Source organism: uncultured Ruthenibacterium sp. (assembly GCF_963558415.1).
Taxonomy (GTDB): Bacteria; Bacillota; Clostridia; order Oscillospirales; family Ruminococcaceae; genus Ruthenibacterium.
Window position 1 is genome coordinate 1 of record NZ_CAUWGY010000046.1, and the last position, 17,718, is coordinate 17,718.

A 17,718-nucleotide genomic window follows, 5' to 3' on the forward strand; every position below is an offset into this window, starting at 1 on the left:
CCAATTGAAACAATGGCGAACAATTTAGATGATGTAGAAAAGAACGTGCCATATAAAGAACTGGAACCATTTGCAAAAGCGATTGCACTGGATCAAAAAAATCGGCAGAATGGAGAAAAACTGCGCAGAGAATTTACCGCAAATGTAAGCCATGAATTGAAAACTCCGCTCACAAGTATTTCCGGTTATGCTGAGCTTATTGAGACTGGAATGGCAAAGCCAGAGGACGTGGTAGGCTTTGCCGGACGAATTCGCAAGGAGACAGGCCGTCTGATGGCTTTGGTAGGAGATATTATCCAGCTTTCGGAATTGGATGATGCCAGCGAGGACGGAGTAAAAAAGCTTACGATGGAAGAAGTCGATTTGGCTGAGCTAGCTGGAGAGTGTGTAGAGGATTTACAGCCGGCGGCAAAAAAAGCGTATTTGATTCTTTCCATGCAAAAAGAGCATGTTACGGTTCGTGGAAATAGAGGTCTACTGCTGGAACTATGCCAGAACCTGTGTGACAATGCGATACGCTATAACCGTCCTGGGGGAAAGGTTGAGGTTAGCGTTCGAAATGTTGCAGGAATGGCAGAGCTATGTGTGAAAGACAATGGAATTGGAATAGCTCCTGAACATCAGCAAAGAGTTTTTGAACGTTTTTACCGTGTGGATAAAAGTCGTAGTAAAGCTACAGGCGGAACCGGATTGGGTCTCGCAATTGTCAAACATATTGCGATTTTGCATAATGCTAAAATTGATTTGGAAAGTGAAGCAGGGAAGGGAACGACCATTAAGGTGTCCTTTCCACTTTGCGAAAAATAGAAAATCGGAATAAGAAACGCCGAAGATTTTATTCTTCGGCGTTTCTCTTTGTGAAAGAAGACGATAAACTTTCAAGTAAGATAGGTAAAATAAATGAAAAAAGTCCGTCTATTTGACCGGGACTTTTTTACACGGACTAAAATCCCCGATAAGCTGGTGCGGTTTGCAAATCCGTATCCAAACGGATTTTTCCCCAGTCGGTCCTTGCCCCGTAGAGGGGGGAGTCCTTTTAAAGTTGTCCTACTGGCCACAGAGATAGGGGAAGCAGAGCGCAAGGGAGCAAAACACTCTCTGCCGCTGGCCGGGAAAAAGATACCTGGGGTTGGCAGGGATAACTATTGCGCTCTGCATCGACCGGCCGGAGCAGATGCAGATTTACACCAAGCGGCACGAACAGGAGCGATAAGAAAAAGGACGGACAAGCTATTACACTTGTCCGTCTTATATTCTCTGTAAATGAAGATTTTTTATTGCTTTTTTGATTCAGCAATTGCTCTAATAATGGCACATATAAGATTCCCGGCCAGCCCAATCCCAATAATGATTGCTGAAATTTTAATAACATCAGGATTCATATCTCCAAATACTTCTATCGTTAATGGGAACGTTGCAATAAGTGCAGCAATCAAAAAAGTGATATTGAGCAAATGGATTTTCTTCATCACAACAATTCCCTCCCTCTGGAACTTCTAATTTTCTATTTTTATTATATTTAAAAAGCCATGAACAATTCAACCACAGAGAGCGAGATACTCAACTATTCTTGGTGTTTCTGCAATCGCAGGGGAACCTCTGGAGTACGCCAAAAAAAGAATACGGAGCCGCAAGACACCTCGCGGTTCCGACCTCGGGCGGAGGGGCTTGCCTCGCCGGGGTCGAATAACAAATAATCCGAACTCATCTCCTATCAGAAATAAGTTCGGATTATATTGGTTTGGTGCGGGTAACAGGGGTCGAACCTGCATGGATCGCTCCGCCAGATCCTAAGTCTGGTGCGTCTGCCAATTCCGCCATACCCGCATATATAGATATATTACAAAGAAGATGAGCGTTTGTCAATTGCTGGTTTAAAAAAGTAAGATTATAATAAAGAAAAGGAGGCTGGCTGGTATGAGAATGTATGATATTATTTCTCACAAACGAGACGGGATTCCACTATGTGAAGAAGAAATTCGTTTTTTTGTACGCGGATATACAGAGGGGCGGATTCCCGACTATCAGGCAAGTGCATTGCTGATGGCAATCTATCTCAGAGGAATGAATCAGCAGGAGACGGCCCTGCTTACGTCGGCTATGGCACAAAGCGGAGAGATTGAAGATCTTTCTAATATACACGGAATGAAAGCAGATAAACATTCTACTGGCGGAGTAGGAGATAAGACAACGTTAGCTGTAGTTCCAATGGCTAAAATGAGCGGGCGAGGATTGGGACATACTGGTGGCACACTGGACAAATTGGAATCAATTCCTGGCTATCGAGTCGATTTGACCGAACAGGAATTTTCAGATCAGGTCAATCGAATAGGGGCGGCTGTCATTGGACAGACAAGAAATCTGGCGCCGGCTGATAAAAAATTATATGCTTTGCGTGATGTGACTGCGACGGTGTCTAGTATTCCGCTCATTGCGTCTAGTATTATGTCTAAAAAATTGGCGGCTGGAGCCGATCATATTTTGTTGGATGTAAAAGTGGGCAATGGCGCTTTTATGAAAAACTTGGAGGACGCACGACAACTTGCAAAGACGATGGTCTCTATCGGCTGCGCACATGGAAAAAAGACAGCGGCTTTACTCACTCGCATGGATACACCGCTCGGTCAAGCAGTTGGAAATGGACTGGAAGTGCTGGAGGCTTTGCAGGTTTTAAAAGGTGGCGGGGCGGATGATTTGAGACGGGAATGTCTGCTTTTGGTTGCGCATTTATTAAAATTGGCTGGGATGGGAACCACCCTTGAGGAATGTGAAGAACAAGCCAGGCAGGCCATTGAAAGCAAACGCGCATTGCATAAATTTTATGAAATGGTTGAGGCTCAGGGCGGCGATATTTCTGTGCTGAAGGACGAAAAAAAGTTCCCAAGGGCGGATTATGAAAAAACTGTATATGCACCTCAAAGCGGCTATATTTGCTCTATGGATACGGAAAAAATCGGAACGTCTGCCATGCTGTTAGGCGCAGGACGCCAAAAGAAAGAAGATAGCATCGATTCGACAGCCGGCTTATTGGTATTGAAAAAAACGGGAGACATGGTTCATAAGGGAGAAGAGATTGCCAGGCTTTTTGCCTCGAATCGTTCTCTGTTTTCGGACGCGGAGGAACTTTATTTGCAGGCTTTATCTTTTTCGGAAAACACACCGGTGAGATCTCCATTGATTCTTGGTTGTATAGAAGAAAATGAACTGGAACATTATTGACATATGACAATAACATTGTATAATGATATTTGACATATGTCGGATTAAAGGAGGCGGAGAATGCCAAGACCTACGAAATGTCGCCGTATTTGTGCGCTTCCGCGGATGCAAGAGTTTGGGCCTTTACGACCTTGCAAGAGGCAAGAGACTGTGATGCTCTCTGTAGATGAATATGAGGTCATTCGTTTGATCGATTGGTTGGATATGACCCAGGAAGAGTGTGCAACACAAATGGAAGTAGCACGTACCACGGTACAGGCAATTTACACATCGGCAAGGAAAAAAATTGCAGATGCGCTGGTAAATGGCCATTTACTGAAAATTGATGGCGGAAATTATCGGATATGTGCGCATCAGGAAAATTGTTGCCTTAGAAGGCAAATGAAAACTTGTACGCAGGGACATTGCGTGAATAACGAATGTCTCAAACAAAACAAATTAGAATGTGGGAGGAGTAAACTATGAAAATTGCAGTCACCTATGATAATGGAGAGATTTTTGGCCATTTTGGTCATACCCAGCAATTCAAAATTTATACGGTGGAACAGAATCAAGTAGTATTTAGTGAAGTAGTGCCTACAGGAGATAGCGGGCACGGTGCTTTGGCCGGCTTTTTAAAGGAGCATGATGTGGATACTCTGATTTGCGGTGGTATTGGTGGTGGTGCACGTACAGCATTGGCTCAGGCGGGAATTCAATTGTATCCCGGAGCGAGTGGGTCAGCGGATCAAGCTGTGCAAGCTCTTCTTGCAGGAGCTCTTCAATATGACCCCAATACAGTGTGTGCGCATCACGAAGGAAACCATTCCTGTGGCAATCATAGCTGCGGAAATCATTAATGAAAAAGTGCGGATTTTTCCGCACTTTTTTATTTTGCTTCCCCAATAAGCAAATTGAAGTAAATAAGAGGAAAACGGAGCAATCAAGAGAAAAACGTTGTGCTGTTTTGAAAAAAATTGAAATACGGAGACATATGCGAAGATTTTGTGAATTTTTTACGAAAAAACTATTGACAAAATATGCACAAATCTATATAGTACATTTGTGTGTTTTAAGATGCATCTGAACACACGGCACGGTATATTTGTGCCGAACTTGGTGATCGTATGTGTCGCTGTAGCTGCCAAACCGGCTTTTCCACTCAACCGGGGATAAGAGCAGTGTAACAAACCTTTTGCGGGGCGGCATAATTGACACTGGCCCGGGCCATTTCCCGGGAAAATTCCGCAAAGGGGGATGCAATCCATATGGATAATAGTGTAATTGTATCGTTGAAAGACATTGTAGTCGATTTCGATGGAGAGAACGTTCTGAACGGCCTCAATCTCGATATCCACGACAAGGAGTTTGTTACGTTCCTGGGCCCGTCTGGCTGCGGAAAGACGACAACACTTCGTGTTATAGGTGGATTTATCGAACCGAAATCGGGCAATGTCTTTTTTAACGGAAAAGACATCACGTCTCTTCCGCCGTACAAACGTCAGGTCAATACGGTGTTCCAAAAGTATGCGTTGTTTCCGCATTTGAACGTGTATGATAACGTGGCGTTTGGGCTTCGTCTGAAAAAAGTGGATGAAAAAGAGGTACGCCAGCGAGTGATGGAAATGCTGGAACTCGTAGGCTTGAAAGGATTTGAGCGTCGTAGTACGGTAACGCTTTCTGGCGGTCAGCAACAGCGAGTGGCTATTGCTCGTTCTTTGGTGAATCATCCGCGTGTGTTGCTGTTGGATGAGCCTTTGGGTGCGTTGGACTTGAAATTGCGCAAAGAAATGCAAATCGAGTTGAAACGGATTCAACAGAGCATGGACATTACTTTTATTTATGTGACGCATGATCAAGAAGAGGCACTCACCATGTCGGATACAGTGGTGGTTATGCGCGGCGGAAATATTCAACAGATTGGTTCTCCGCAAGATATTTATAATGAGCCGGAAAATGCTTTTGTGGCAGATTTTATTGGAGAGTCCAATATTTTAGATGGTGTAATGTTACGCGATTTCTGTGTGGAATTTGCAGGCAATGAGTTTACATGTGTGGATAAAGGATTTGGAAACAAAGAGTTTGTCCAGGTTGTTGTGCGGCCAGAAGATATTCGGGTTGTTCCGGCTATTCAAGGCCAGTTGACAGGAATCGTAGAAAATGTGATTTTTAAAGGTGTGCATTTTGAAATGCACGTCCGTCAGGCGGGTTATAATTGGATTATTCATTCCACCCAAGCTTCTCAAGTGGGTGAACTGATCGGGATGTGCATTGGTCCTGACGAAATCCATATTATGCACCGCACGGAGGAAGAGTGACATGCTGAAGAAAAGATCACTTGCTGCTCCGTATTTGGTTTGGATGATTGTGTTTACTGTTTTTCCTTTAGCAATTGTTGTTTATTTTGCCTTTACTAATAAGGAAGGACAGTTTACATTAGAAAATATTATGGCGCTGGGACAATACACTACCGTGTTTACACGCAGTATTGTTCTGGCGGTGATTGCAACGGTCATTTGTTTGGTTTTAGCGTTTCCGATTAGTTTTATGCTTTCTCGTTTGAAAGCATCTCGCCAAAGTATGATGCTGATGCTGATCATGCTTCCCATGTGGATGAATTTTTTGCTTCGCACGTATGCTTGGATGAGCCTTTTGGAAATGAATGGCCTTATCAATCGTTTTTTGGGATTGTTTGGCATTGGACCGTTTCAGATGATTAACACCGCGGGAGCGGTCGTGTTGGGAATGGTTTACAATTATCTACCGTACATGATCCTTCCTCTGTATACCATTATGGTCAAAATTGATAATAGCGTGATCGAGGCAGCGCAAGATTTGGGAGCCAATATGTTCCGTGTATTAACTCGTGTGCTAATCCCTCTTTCTATGGATGGTATTACGACTGGAATCACTATGGTGTTTGTGCCAAGTATTTCTACCTTTATTATTAGTCGTATGTTGGGTGGCGGCTCCAACTTGCTGATTGGCGACTTAATTGAGCTGCAGTTTTTAGGCAATAGCTATAATTACAATTTGGGCAGTGCGATGAGCTTAATGCTTATGGTGATTGTGCTGCTTTGCATGAGCTTTACTACCGCCGACACGGAAGAAATGGAGGCGATGGTATGAAACGTTGGAAAATTGCAGGACGAGTCTATTTGTGTGCGATTTTGGGCTTTTTGTATCTGCCAATCGCAGTGTTGATTGCGTTTAGCTTTAACGAGTCGAAAAGCCGCGCTGTGTTTACTGGATTTACCTTTAAGTGGTATCAAAATCTGTTCAACAATGAGATGATCCTTAAAAGTTTAGTGGTATCGTTGATCATTGCGTTCGTTGCTTCAATTTTAGCAACGATTTTGGGAACAATGGCCGCCATTGGTGTCAGCTCCATGAAACGGCGTACGCGCGGCGCTATTATGACGGTCAGCTATATTCCGGTTATCAATCCGGAAATTATCACTGGTGTTTCCTTGATGCTTTTGTTTGTGGTTGGAAACAATGGTTTGTCAAGTGTTTTTTCGGCTATTTTGCAACAGGAAGTATCCGTGCAAGGGTTTGGCATTGTCACATTGCTTTTGGCGCATATTACTTTCTGTGTGCCGTATGTCATATTTAGCGTTAGTCCTAAATTACGGCAAATGGATATTCGAGTGTATGAGGCAGCGTTGGATCTGGGGTGTAATCCCCGCCAGGCTTTCTTTAAAGTGGTTTTACCAGAACTGATGCCGGCGATTTTTTCGTCGTTTCTCATTTGCTTGACGTATTCCATTGATGACTTTATTATTTCCTATTTTACAAGTGGAACTGTACAGACGTTGCCGATTGCAATTTACTCCATGACGAAAAAACGTGTAAGCCCGGAGATTAATGCGCTTTCTGCAATTATGTTTGTAGTCATTCTGACGATTATTCTGATTTCCAATGCGGCGGATAGTGCAAAAGAAAAGCGCTTAGAGCGCACTGCACGCGCAGAGGAGAGAAAGGCGGGAATGGCATGAAAAAGATAGTTTCCTTGTTAGGAGTTTTGTTGCTTTCCGCCGTATTATGCATGCCCGCTTTTGCGGAAGTGGAAGTGGATCCCGGATATGATTATGACCGTTTTCGTGATCAGAACATCACACTGAATGTGTACAACTGGGGTGAGTATATTTCTGATGGGGAAGATGACTCCATGGATGTGATCCAGGAGTTTGAGGATCTCACTGGAATCAATGTAAACTACACAACGTTTGATACAAATGAAACTATGTATGCGAAAATTCGCAGTGGTGGCGGAAGCTATGATGTCATCATTCCAAGCGATTATATGGTCGGAAAAATGGCCAACGAGGGAATGTTGGAAGAACTGGATATGGACAATATCCCCAATTTCAAGTATATTATAGATAGTTGTAAATCCCAGGCGTATGATCCGGAAAATAAGTATAGTGTTGCATATACTTGGGGCGTTGTGGGCATCGTGTATAATACTACGATGGTAGATGAGTCTGATTTGGACCAAGGCTGGGGAATCCTGTGGGATGAAAAGTATGCGGGCCAAATTTTGATGTTCAATAATAGCCGCGATGCCTTTGCCATTGCATCCAAGATGATTGGATTGTCTATTAATCCGACCACGGTAGAGGATATAGAGCTGGCAGCCGATAAATTGAAAGAACAGAAATCCGTAGTACAAGCATATGTAATGGATGAAGTGTTTGATAAAATGAGCGGCGGAGAAGCGGCTTTGGCTCCCTACTATGCGGGAGATGGCATTACTATGTCGGAAGACAATCCCGATTTGAAAATGTTTATTCCGGAAGAGGGAACCAACCAGTATATTGATGCTATGTGTATTCCCAAGGGCACAAAAAACAAAGAAGCTGCCGAGATGTTTATCAACTTTATGTGCGAGACCGAGGTGGCTCTGGCGAATACAGAGTATATCTGTTATTCTTCTCCCCATTCGGAAGTGCCGGCGCTTTTATCCGAAGAACTTCGTGAAAATGAATTGATGTATCCGTCAGAGGATCTGTTGGCACGCTGTGAAACAATGGCTGTGTTGCCGGATGAAATTAATAGCGCAATGGACAATGCCTGGAGCAGTGTTAGAAGCTATGACGCAAGCGGAAATGCTTGGCTGATGCCGCTTCTAATGGTTGTAATGCTCGTGTTGGCGATTTTGGGATTTGTTCGCAAGGCAGTTCGAAAAAGACATCGGGAATATTAATTGTTCATTATTGGGTAAATAAGCGAAGCAGTGCCGATATGTTGATGCGGCACTGCTTCGCTTACATTAAAATAAAAGTATTTTCGAAGGAGGACTTATGGCTTTTTCGTTACTTTCTTATCATGCACCTGACTTTAAAGGCTTGGGGCTTGCAGAAAAACCGGACGCAGTGTTGCGTTCGGTTCTTAAGGACGGTGTGGCGCCCCAAGGTTATCATGCAATGAGCATTTTTCCTGAATATTTTAAAATCAATGGGAAATGGATCCTTGCCGAAGAAAGCCGGATGGATTGCGTTGCTGTGTATGATGGAGCAGCGATCCAGGTCAAAGAATTCCGGAATTTAAAAAGAGGCGATCAGGTCGTAATCGGACGCACCGAAGATGGAAGCGAAGGAATTTTTTTGTGGGCAGAAGGATTCTCTGAAAAAAAGAGCGCAGGGGATGTTTTTGCTTTTCGGCAGCAACGGAGCCGCGAAACTGCCTTTTCAAAAGATTATGATGATTTGAAAGAGTTGTTGGAATACGAGAAAGAACACGGATATGTTGTTTGGGTAATGGGGCCGGCCTTTAGTTTTGATGCGGGGGCGCGACAGGCTTTCAGTAAAATGATTGCGCATGGATATGTGGATGCATTGCTTGCTGGAAATGCATTGGCCACACACGATTTGGAAGGGGCTTACCTGCATACTGCTTTGGGACAGGATATCTATACCAGAGAAAATGTTCACAACGGACATTATAACCATTTGGATACCATTAATCGCGTGAACGAATGCGGTTCTGTTGCGGATTTTTTAAATAAGGAAAAAATTGAGGACGGAATCATTTATCAGTGCGAGAAAAATAACATTCCTTATGTGTTAGCGGGTTCTATTCGAGACGATGGACCGCTGGCTCCGGTGTTTGGAAATGTATATGAGGCGCAGGATGCCATGCGTAAGCATGTAAAAAAAGCTACGACTGTTATTTGCATGGCAACGATGCTGCACACCATTGCAGTGGGGAATATGACGCCTTCTTACCGCGTGTTAGAAGATGGGACTGTACGGCAGGTTTATTTTTATTGTGTCGATATTTCCGAGTTTACGGTGAACAAACTTAGTGATCGGGGAAGTCTGTCCTCCAGAGGTATTGTGACGAATGTACAGGACTTCATTGTGAAACTGAGCAGGGAATTAGGGCTTTGAAAAAGTGTTTCGCGGTCAGTGAAAATACTGACCGCGAAAGGTTTTTATAAAACTATTAGAAAAGTATTGACATTTGTGCTTAGGAACGGTATTATATTAAGGCAGTGTTCTGAGAGGCTCAGATTTGCGCCCATAGCTCAGGTGGATAGAGCAACTGCCTTCTAAGCAGTGGGCCAGGGGTTCGAGTCCCTTTGGGCGCACCAATATGGTGGGTGTAGTTCAGTTGGTTAGAGCACCAGATTGTGGATCTGGGTGTCGTGGGTTCGAGTCCCATCTCCCACCCCATTTGCGAGAACGGCAAATTCGGAAGGGTTTGCCGTTCTCCCCCTATATTGGGCCATCGCCAAGCGGTAAGGCAACGGACTTTGACTCCGTCATTGCGCTGGTTCGAATCCAGCTGGCCCAACCAGCTATCCCGGAGAATGTTTTGCATTCTCCGGGATTTTTTGCGTTTAAGGATATTTTTATTAAATAGTAACTACTAGGCAGTAATGGCAATGCGGGCGATAATAGAATCTATCAGAATATAAGAGTAAAATCGCCTTTTTGTTGGATATAGTTGTATGATGAATTTTTTTCATTTTGTATAAATTCGACCCATTATCGTATAAATGAAAAAATTAATAATACAAATTTCTGCAAGACTTTTTGCAGAATGAACAGTTTGGAAGATGACGAATGTAACATATCTACAAAAATGGAGAGAAACAGCTATATATTCTTGACATAAACCATTAAGAATGTTACCATTTAGTCAAAGGAAACACAGAGAGACGGCTTGAACGAGAAATAAACCTTACGGCTAAAAAGGAATAAGTTGTATGATTATTTCTCTCAAGCGTTTTTTTGTGCAAATCGGTTCGTAGAACCGAAAAAATAAATTTGGGAGGCAAATTATGAAAAAGGTAGTAAGCATTGCACTTTCGCTGGTAATGTGCCTTGGCTTGCTGGCGTCTTGCGGTGGATCTTCTGACGGAAGCTCTACAGCAACCTCTGGCAGCGCAACAGGCGAGAGCACCGGCGATGTCACCCTGACTTATTGGTACTGGGCTGACAATGACGATTATGCCAAAACAATGGACGAGATGGTAGCTGACTTTAACGCTACCAACGGCAAAGGAATTACTGTTGTGGCTGAGCAGCAGCCCTGGGATGGCGGCGGATACAGCACCAACCTGTTGAACGCGGTAATCGGCGGCGGCGGCCCGGACGTTGCGTCCTTCAAACTGACTGCAACTCCTAGCTTTGTTGCGAATAACATGCTTGTGAATTTGGACGAGTATATCGCTAATTGGGAAGACAAAGATGACATTTCCGAGAACTTGTGGAATGTTATGAAAGAGGCTTCCGGTACTGACAGCGTGTATGTCATGCCCTGGAACACTCAGATCCTGTACGTTTACTATCGTCCGTCCATGTTTGAGGAAGCTGGCATCGAGGTTCCCACCACTTATGATGAGTTCCTGGAAGCTTGCCGCACTCTGACAAAAGATACAGATGGCGATGGCGTGATTGATCAGTATGGCTTCTCTATGCGCGGTGCTTCCGGCGGCCAGGAGCCTTGGGGCAGCTTCATCTATGCTGCGGGCGGCAGCTTCGAGGATATGACCAGCGAGGCTTCCGTGAAGGGTATGCAGGACTTCATCGATCTGTATACTGATGGCTGCGTTCCTTCTACTGCTCCGAACGATGGCTTCCAGGAGACCATTGAGACCAACTTCAAGAGCGGCAAATGCGCCATGGTTATTCACCACACCGGTTCTTACAAAGGTATGGAAGAGACCTTCGGTGATGACGTAAGTGCGTTCCAGTTCCCGGCAGGCGAAGGCCGCTGGACTTCCATGGGCGACACCGAGAACGTTATGTTCGAGTCTTGCGAGAACAAAGAGGCTGCTTTTGAGTGGCTGGCATATCTGGCAACTGGCAAAGGTCAGGAAACTTGGTGTACTGTAACTGGTAACGTGCCTGTTTCTCAGCGCGTTCAGGCTCTGGATGAGTTCCAGGACAACCGCTTTATGAAGGCTTCCATCGAAGGTCAGGATTTTGCGGGCATCATCCCCATCCTGGATACTACTTCTGAGTGGATTTCCAACATTTGGCCTTCTACTGTTCAGGCATTGCTGGGACAAATTACGGCCGAAGAGGCAATGCAGACTTTGCAGACTGGTCTGTGGGGCTAATTCGGTAATAAGTTAGATCCCCGAAAAAGTAAGCCGGCTCAGCCGGAACGGGTGGGCTGCATAGTGTAGCCTACCCGTTTTTTGAGAAGAATGTCCGCATTCTTTGTATTATTTATCTGAGTTTAAGAGAGGAAAGGGTGAAGGAGATTGGAAAAAGGCAAAAAGAGTATTTGGCCCTATCTGCTCGTACTGCCCGCTCTTCTGGTTGTCATTTGCGTGGTGTTTATCCCGGTATGCAATGCAATTTTGATGAGCTTTCAAAGCTACGACCTGCGTCGTCCGAACGACATTGGGTTCGTCGGCTTCGCCAATTACGTTGAGGTTTTCAAAGATCCTCTGTTCTGGTCCAGCTTGTGGCGGACGATTTTGTGGGTTGTGTTTGGCGTAGGATTCCAGTTTGTTTTCGGTTTTATCCTTGCGCTTCTTCTGAACCGCAATTTCCGTGGACGCGGTGTTGTTCGTGCGGTTAGCTTGATCCCTTGGGTCACGCCGGGCGTTCTGATCGGTTTGATGTGGCGCTGGATGTACGATGGTAACTACGGTGTCATCAATGACCTTTTGATGAAGCTACATATTATTGATCAGCCCATTGCCTTCTTGGCACAAACGACAACGGCCTTCCCGTCAGTCATCATTACGATTATCTGGCAAGGCGTTCCGTTCTTTGCATTGATGCTTCTGGCTGGCTTGCAGGGAATTTCTGGCGATTTGTATGAGGCGGCGGCGATTGATGGAGCGAATTGGTTCCAGCGGTTGTTCCGTATTACAATTCCTTCTTTGAAAAACACGATTTTTGTTACGACGCTTCTTCGTATTATTTGGGTTGCTAACTCTGTTGACGTTATCTTTAACATGACAAGTGGTGGACCTGCTTATTCGACGCAGACGTTGAGCGTTTACGTGTACAATAAAGGTACGGCGTTGAACTTGAGCTATGCGGCAACAATGTCTATCTTGTTGACACTTTTGCTGTGCCTGGTTTCTGTACCGTACTTGAAACAAATGTTGAAGAAAAACTAAGAAAGGAGGAACATGAGTTATGAATTACGTTGGAAAAAAGAATCTTGGAAAAAGCTTTCTGACCGCGGGTTTGCCGTTGTTTATTATTCTACTGTTCCTTCTTTTCCCGTTTTATTGGACGTTTGTAACTTCCGTAAAACCTGAGAGCGAACTGTATGGTCCGGTTACTTATTGGCCGCAGAGTTTCACTTGGGCGAGCTATGAGAAATTGTTTGGCGAATTCAATTTCTTGCAGCCGATGGGAAATAGCCTTTTTGTTGCCGTGGTTACTACTGTGGTTACATTGACCGTTGCGACGCTGGCTGCATATGCGTTTACGCGTTTTGAATTCCGCGGCCGCAAAGGGTTAATGGTTATGTTCTTGACGAACAATATGTTCCCGACGGTTTTGTTGATGATTCCTTTGTATTCGATTATGCGTACACTGGGAATTCTGTATACGCCGTTGGCTTTGATTGTTTCTTATACTACCTTTACCATTCCTTTTACAGTGTGGTTGTTAAACGGCTACATCAGCGATTTGCCAATGTCTTTGGAGGAGGCGGCAATGGTTGATGGCTGCAATCGCGCACAAGCGTTTTTGAAAATTATTCTCCCTGTTCTCGTTCCGTGCTTGATTTCTACAGGCGTTTACATTTTTATGCAGAGCTGGAACGAGTACACGTTCGCAATGATGTTCACCAATTCGAATAACCGTACGATTCCTGTAGCGTTGAAGAGCTTGATCGGTAACTTGGGCGTTCAATGGGATTTGCTTACTTCTGGTGGTATCATTACGATTATCCCGGTCTGTGTGATGTTCTTCTTCGCACAGAAACGGTTGGTAGAAGGCTTGACGGCCGGCGCTGTCAAGGGTTAAAATCATTTTGGTTTCCCTGATAACTTATATAAAAGGAGTATCAACATCATGGAACTTGCTATGCAAAAAGAAAAAGCAAAGCATCTGCGTGCAGACATTTTGAAAATGCTGTACCTGTGCCAGTCTGGCCATCCGGGCGGATCTCTGTCTACGGTTGAGATGCTGATGGCGCTGTATTACAACGACGTCATGAAATTTGATCCGAAAAACCCCAAATGGGAAGGACGTGACCGTCTGGTTTTGAGTAAAGGTCACGCTTGCCCCGCATTGTACGCTGTATTGGCGGATTTGGGCTTCTTCCCGCGTGAGGATTTGTGGACACTGCGTCAACTTCACAGCCATTTGCAGGGTCATCCTGATATGAAAAAGACTCCTGGCGTTGACATGAATACTGGTTCTCTGGGCCAGGGCGTTGCGGTTGCCGGTGGCATTGCAATGGCTCTGAAACAGAAAGGTTCTAATAATCGCGTGTTTGCGATTGTTGGCGACGGCGAGATTCAGGAAGGTTTGGTTTGGGAGGCTGCTATGAGCGCAGCACATTACAAACTGGACAACCTGGTTGTAATGCTGGACCACAATGGCCTGCAGATTGACGGCAGCAATGACCAAGTTATGAGCTTGGGCGATGTTATGAAAAAATATGAGGCTTTTGGCTTTGAATGTGTCAAGGTGGATGGCCATGATATTGAGGCGATCGTAAAGGCTGTGAATATGCCGCACGAGGGCAAACCTCTGTTCGTGTGCTGTGAGACCCACAAGGGCCATGGCGTATCTTTCATGGAAGACCAGTTTGGCTGGCACGGTAAAGCGCCCAGCAAAGAGGACTATGAAAATGCACTGAAAGAACTGGGGGTATCTGACAATGGCTGAGAGTAAATCTTTGCGCGTTGCCTATGGCGAGGCTCTGGCGGAGCTTGGCGCGAAAAATGATAAAGTTGTAGTCATGGATGCCGATTTGGCGCATGCAACTATGACAAGTGTTTTCCAGGCAAAATTCCCGAATCGTCACTTCAACTTCGGCATTGCTGAGGCCAATATGGTTTGCGGTGCTGCAGGTTGGGCAACAGAGGGTTATGTTCCTTTTGTTAGCACTTTCGCTCTGTTTGGTGCTGGACGTGCATATGAGCAGATCCGTAACTCTGTTGCGTATGATAATCTGAATGTTAAATTCGGCCTGTCTCATTCCGGCTTGTGCGTTGGTGAAGACGGTGGTAGCCATCAGGCGATTGAGGATATCGCTCTTATGCGTGTTGTCCCCAATATGACCGTATTGGTTCCTTGCGATCCCATCGAGATGAAAAAAGCTGTGTTTGCTGCGGCGGAGATCAATGGCCCTGTGTACATTCGTGTAGCGCGTCCTGTGTGCGACTGCATCACCGAAGAGGATACTCCGTTTGTGGTTGGCAAGGCCAATATTATGCGCGAAGACGGCAACGATGTAGCTCTGGTTGCTACTGGCCTGATGGTTCCGGAAGCATTGAAAGCTGCTGATCTGCTTGCAAAAGAAGGCATCAAAGCTACGGTTGTCAATGTTCATACCATTAAGCCCTTTGATGCTGAGACAATCGCTGCTGTGGCTGCTAAATGTGGCGCAGTTGTGACTGCAGAGGAGCACTCTGTAATCGGCGGTTTGTATGCTGCTACTTGCGAGGCTCTAATGGGCAAAGTAAATGTTAAGATGGACCGTGTGGGTGTTGAGGATAAGTTCGGTCAGTCTGGTACACCTGCTGCACTGTTTAAAGAGTACGGCTTGACTGCGGAGAACATTGCCAACAAAGCGAAAGCTCTGCTGAAATAAGAAGGAGAGATTCAGTATGTTGAGAATTGAAAGTTATGGCCATACCGAGTCTGGCGACAACAAAACCGCTCTGAAGTGGGTCTACGAGAATCCTGTCTGGAAAGTAGGTATCAAGAACTGGAAACCGGCGAATGATATCAGCGGAACCACTTGCCTGGAGCGTCACAACAAAACAGACGAGTTGTTTATTCTTTTGGACGGACATTGCACTCTGCTGTATGCGGATGATGACAACGGTAAAGCGGTGAACATTGGCAAAGTTGAGATGGAGCCGATGAAGGTTTATAAAATCCCCGCTACTTTGTGGCACAATACCGTGACCCAGCCGGATGCAAAGCTTGTTCTGATTGAGAATAATCCCACCGATATGACGAACAGCGATGTTTACAATCTGACAGACGATCAGATTGCTGAGATTAAAGCGCTGGTCTAAGCAGGTTTTTGCAGTAAAACTTTAAATGACTGTGCAAGAGCCGCCTGTCCAGTGGACGGGCGGCTCTTTGTATAATCGGCGAAGATTCGAACAGGAGGAAAGAAGATGGCGTTGAAGGAAAATGAGCTCAATCGGCAGATTGCGGAGCTGATTACGGAGCATCTCCGAACAGGCGAAAAACTTCCTCCGGAGAAGGAGTTGACGGCGCGCTTTGGAGTGAGCCGTACAGCGTTGCGTGATGCTTTGAATGCTTACGAGGCGCAGGGGATTTTGACTTCTGTTCAAGGAAGTGGCCGCACTGTAAAAATGCTGAATCTCACCGATCAAATCATCAATACATGGGGAATTGTTCTTGAGGCAAAACCAGATATCTTGTTTGATATTTTGGAATTGCGGACATCGATGGAAATGGCGGCATTGCCGCGAATGGCCGAACGGATTGATACGGAACAGCTTCAGTTTATGGGTGCTCAGGTTGAACGCATGAAGGAAAAAGCCAAGAGAGGCGAAACTTTTATGGAAGAAGACAGGGCATTCCATATGACGATGTTTCATAATGCCGGCAATGTATTGACGGAACAGCTTCTAATTGCACTGTGGTCTTTGTTGAATACACAAATTGCCACTCGTCATCCGGATTTGATGGTTGTAGCCTGTCAGCATGAGGATTTGATCAAAGCCTTGGCCCGGCAAGATTTGGCGGGTCTGCAACAGGTTACGAAAGAACAGCTTGCGGACGTTCGTTATCGTGTCATTAACTATATGGTTCAAAAAAGCCGCCTATAATCTAAGATATTTAAGAGTCTCCGACAGTAGTGACTGTTGGAGACTCTTTTTTTGTATCGATTTTCTTACAAATTATGAAAAATTTCGTTAAAATGCAACTTTTAGGCGGGTAGCCGCGTATAATAAGCAAAAGGATGTTTAGAGAGAAGGGTGGATTTATATGGCGGAAAAGTGGACGAGTATTTTGGAGAATTTAAAGAACATTTTTGGAGTTGTTTATTCTGAAACTCCGCCGGAATCCGTGGAGGAAAGTGAAGAGAACGAAGATTAATTTATAATATGGTAGAGAGTAAGAACGGTATCGCTTGCGAGGCGATGCTGTTCTTTTTTTTTTGCTCCCCCAAAATACACACACGGATACGTGTGCATAAAATGTGATTTGAAGTTTTCACATAAAAATGGTTGCAATTGTGGGCTGGTTATCTTATAATAAATACTGTAAATGGGTAGAAATGGGTTAAAGTGGGTAATTTTGAAGCTTCTTCCGAGGAAAGGCGGTGGCCAGGATGTTGATGGGCGAGTACGATTACGCGATCGACGAAAAAGGCCGTTTGAACTTTCCGGCAAAGTTTCGAGAAGAGATGGGAGAGAGCTTTGTGGTGGCCCGTTGGCTCGACCACTGCCTTGTGGCTTATCCCACTGACAAGTGGCAAGAACAGGCGGAAAAGTTAAAGGCTTTGGCAGGAATTAAAAACCGCCTTATTGTGAGCTACCTTTTTGCATCGGGTATTGTGGTCCAGCCGGATAAGCAGGGGAGAATTTTACTGCCGGGCGGCCATCGTGAACATGCCCAGTTGGAGAAAGAGGTTACTATTATTGGTGTGGGAGACCATGCTGAGATTTGGAATACGCACGCTTGGCATGAAGCCATGAACACCGTGGACAGTGCTAAGCTAGAAGCAGCGCTTTTGGAAATGGGGTTATAAGCAGTGAGCTTTCACCATATCCCTGTCCTCCTCACGGAATGCATTGAGGGGCTTGCAATCCAGCCGGAAGGCACATATCTTGATGGGACCGCGGGCGGGGCAGGGCATTCAAGAGAAATCGCG

General features: G+C 45.1%; 19 protein-coding genes and 4 tRNA genes. 21 read left to right on the top strand and 2 right to left on the bottom strand.

Annotated features, from left to right (window positions below; all coding sequences use genetic code 11):
- A partial coding sequence (locus tag AB5H98_RS08610) for a sensor histidine kinase (protein ID WP_367925508.1) occupies nucleotides 1–807 on the top strand: 807 nt, incomplete at its 5' end.
- 467 nt (nucleotides 808–1,274) lie between these two features.
- On the opposite strand, the gene AB5H98_RS08615 is transcribed toward AB5H98_RS08610, so the two are convergent.
- Both AB5H98_RS08615 and AB5H98_RS08620 read right to left on the bottom strand, forming a co-directional pair.
- The gene (locus tag AB5H98_RS08615) at nucleotides 1,275–1,472 is read right to left on the bottom strand and encodes a hypothetical protein (protein WP_367925509.1); all 198 of its coding nucleotides are present in this window, start codon (nucleotides 1,470–1,472) and stop codon (nucleotides 1,275–1,277) included.
- Between the two features lie 270 nt (nucleotides 1,473–1,742).
- A tRNA-Leu gene (locus AB5H98_RS08620) sits at nucleotides 1,743–1,827 on the bottom strand.
- Nucleotides 1,828–1,917: 90 nt separating this feature from the next.
- Here AB5H98_RS08620 and AB5H98_RS08625 point away from each other — a divergent pair.
- The 20 genes from AB5H98_RS08625 to mraW all read left to right on the top strand — a co-directional run.
- Entirely contained in the window at nucleotides 1,918–3,219 is a 1,302-nt protein-coding gene (locus tag AB5H98_RS08625; RefSeq protein WP_367925510.1) for a thymidine phosphorylase, read from the top strand.
- A gap of 105 nt (nucleotides 3,220–3,324) precedes the next feature.
- A complete protein-coding gene (locus AB5H98_RS08630) occupies nucleotides 3,325–3,684 on the top strand; it encodes a DUF134 domain-containing protein (protein WP_367925524.1) in 360 nt (119 codons plus the stop codon).
- Nucleotides 3,681–4,058 carry a NifB/NifX family molybdenum-iron cluster-binding protein gene (locus tag AB5H98_RS08635; protein ID WP_367925511.1) on the top strand — a complete coding sequence of 126 codons (378 nt, stop codon included), beginning with the start codon at nucleotides 3,681–3,683 and terminating at the stop codon, nucleotides 4,056–4,058. Before AB5H98_RS08630 ends, AB5H98_RS08635 begins: the two co-directional genes overlap by 4 nt.
- Before the next feature lie 408 nt (nucleotides 4,059–4,466).
- The gene (gene potA, locus AB5H98_RS08640) at nucleotides 4,467–5,516 is read left to right on the top strand and encodes a spermidine/putrescine ABC transporter ATP-binding protein (protein ID WP_367925512.1); all 1,050 of its coding nucleotides are present in this window, start codon (nucleotides 4,467–4,469) and stop codon (nucleotides 5,514–5,516) included.
- A 1-nt stretch (nucleotide 5,517) separates the two neighbouring features.
- The gene (locus AB5H98_RS08645) at nucleotides 5,518–6,327 is read left to right on the top strand and encodes an ABC transporter permease (RefSeq protein WP_367925513.1); all 810 of its coding nucleotides are present in this window, start codon (nucleotides 5,518–5,520) and stop codon (nucleotides 6,325–6,327) included.
- Nucleotides 6,324–7,196 carry an ABC transporter permease gene (locus AB5H98_RS08650; protein ID WP_367925514.1) on the top strand — a complete coding sequence of 291 codons (873 nt, stop codon included), beginning with the start codon at nucleotides 6,324–6,326 and terminating at the stop codon, nucleotides 7,194–7,196. The genes AB5H98_RS08645 and AB5H98_RS08650 overlap by 4 nt, the downstream gene beginning before the upstream one ends.
- Nucleotides 7,193–8,407 (top strand): PotD/PotF family extracellular solute-binding protein, encoded by a 1,215-nt coding sequence (locus tag AB5H98_RS08655; protein ID WP_367925515.1) that lies wholly within the window; start codon nucleotides 7,193–7,195, stop codon nucleotides 8,405–8,407. The genes AB5H98_RS08650 and AB5H98_RS08655 overlap by 4 nt, the downstream gene beginning before the upstream one ends.
- Before the next feature lie 97 nt (nucleotides 8,408–8,504).
- Nucleotides 8,505–9,593, top strand: coding sequence for a hypothetical protein (locus tag AB5H98_RS08660; protein ID WP_367925516.1), 1,089 nt, complete (start codon nucleotides 8,505–8,507; stop codon nucleotides 9,591–9,593).
- Between the two features lie 126 nt (nucleotides 9,594–9,719).
- Nucleotides 9,720–9,796: transfer RNA gene (locus AB5H98_RS08665), tRNA-Arg, on the top strand.
- A gap of 5 nt (nucleotides 9,797–9,801) precedes the next feature.
- Nucleotides 9,802–9,878, top strand: a tRNA-His gene (locus AB5H98_RS08670).
- A 48-nt stretch (nucleotides 9,879–9,926) separates the two neighbouring features.
- A tRNA-Gln gene (locus AB5H98_RS08675) sits at nucleotides 9,927–10,002 on the top strand.
- A 487-nt stretch (nucleotides 10,003–10,489) separates the two neighbouring features.
- Complete coding sequence (locus AB5H98_RS08680; protein WP_367925517.1) at nucleotides 10,490–11,773, top strand: sugar ABC transporter substrate-binding protein; 1,284 nt, start codon at nucleotides 10,490–10,492, stop codon at nucleotides 11,771–11,773.
- A 147-nt stretch (nucleotides 11,774–11,920) separates the two neighbouring features.
- The gene (locus AB5H98_RS08685; protein ID WP_367925518.1) at nucleotides 11,921–12,793 is read left to right on the top strand and encodes a carbohydrate ABC transporter permease; all 873 of its coding nucleotides are present in this window, start codon (nucleotides 11,921–11,923) and stop codon (nucleotides 12,791–12,793) included.
- A gap of 19 nt (nucleotides 12,794–12,812) precedes the next feature.
- Nucleotides 12,813–13,652, top strand: coding sequence for a carbohydrate ABC transporter permease (locus AB5H98_RS08690; RefSeq protein WP_367925519.1), 840 nt, complete (start codon nucleotides 12,813–12,815; stop codon nucleotides 13,650–13,652).
- Between the two features lie 48 nt (nucleotides 13,653–13,700).
- A complete protein-coding gene (locus AB5H98_RS08695; protein ID WP_367925520.1) occupies nucleotides 13,701–14,522 on the top strand; it encodes a transketolase in 822 nt (273 codons plus the stop codon).
- Nucleotides 14,515–15,450, top strand: coding sequence for a transketolase family protein (locus AB5H98_RS08700; RefSeq protein ID WP_367925521.1), 936 nt, complete (start codon nucleotides 14,515–14,517; stop codon nucleotides 15,448–15,450). Before AB5H98_RS08695 ends, AB5H98_RS08700 begins: the two co-directional genes overlap by 8 nt.
- 16 nt (nucleotides 15,451–15,466) lie before the next feature.
- Nucleotides 15,467–15,883 (top strand): cupin, encoded by a 417-nt coding sequence (locus AB5H98_RS08705; RefSeq protein WP_367925522.1) that lies wholly within the window; start codon nucleotides 15,467–15,469, stop codon nucleotides 15,881–15,883.
- Nucleotides 15,884–15,988: 105 nt separating this feature from the next.
- Complete coding sequence (locus tag AB5H98_RS08710) at nucleotides 15,989–16,669, top strand: FadR/GntR family transcriptional regulator (RefSeq protein ID WP_367925523.1); 681 nt, start codon at nucleotides 15,989–15,991, stop codon at nucleotides 16,667–16,669.
- A 506-nt stretch (nucleotides 16,670–17,175) separates the two neighbouring features.
- Nucleotides 17,176–17,595: a division/cell wall cluster transcriptional repressor MraZ gene (mraZ, locus tag AB5H98_RS08715; protein ID WP_367925525.1), complete on the top strand. Its 420-nt coding sequence runs from the start codon at nucleotides 17,176–17,178 to the stop codon at nucleotides 17,593–17,595.
- A 3-nt stretch (nucleotides 17,596–17,598) separates the two neighbouring features.
- The coding region (gene mraW / locus AB5H98_RS08720; RefSeq protein WP_367925526.1) for a 16S rRNA (cytosine(1402)-N(4))-methyltransferase at nucleotides 17,599–17,718 on the top strand (120 nt) is incomplete at its 3' end.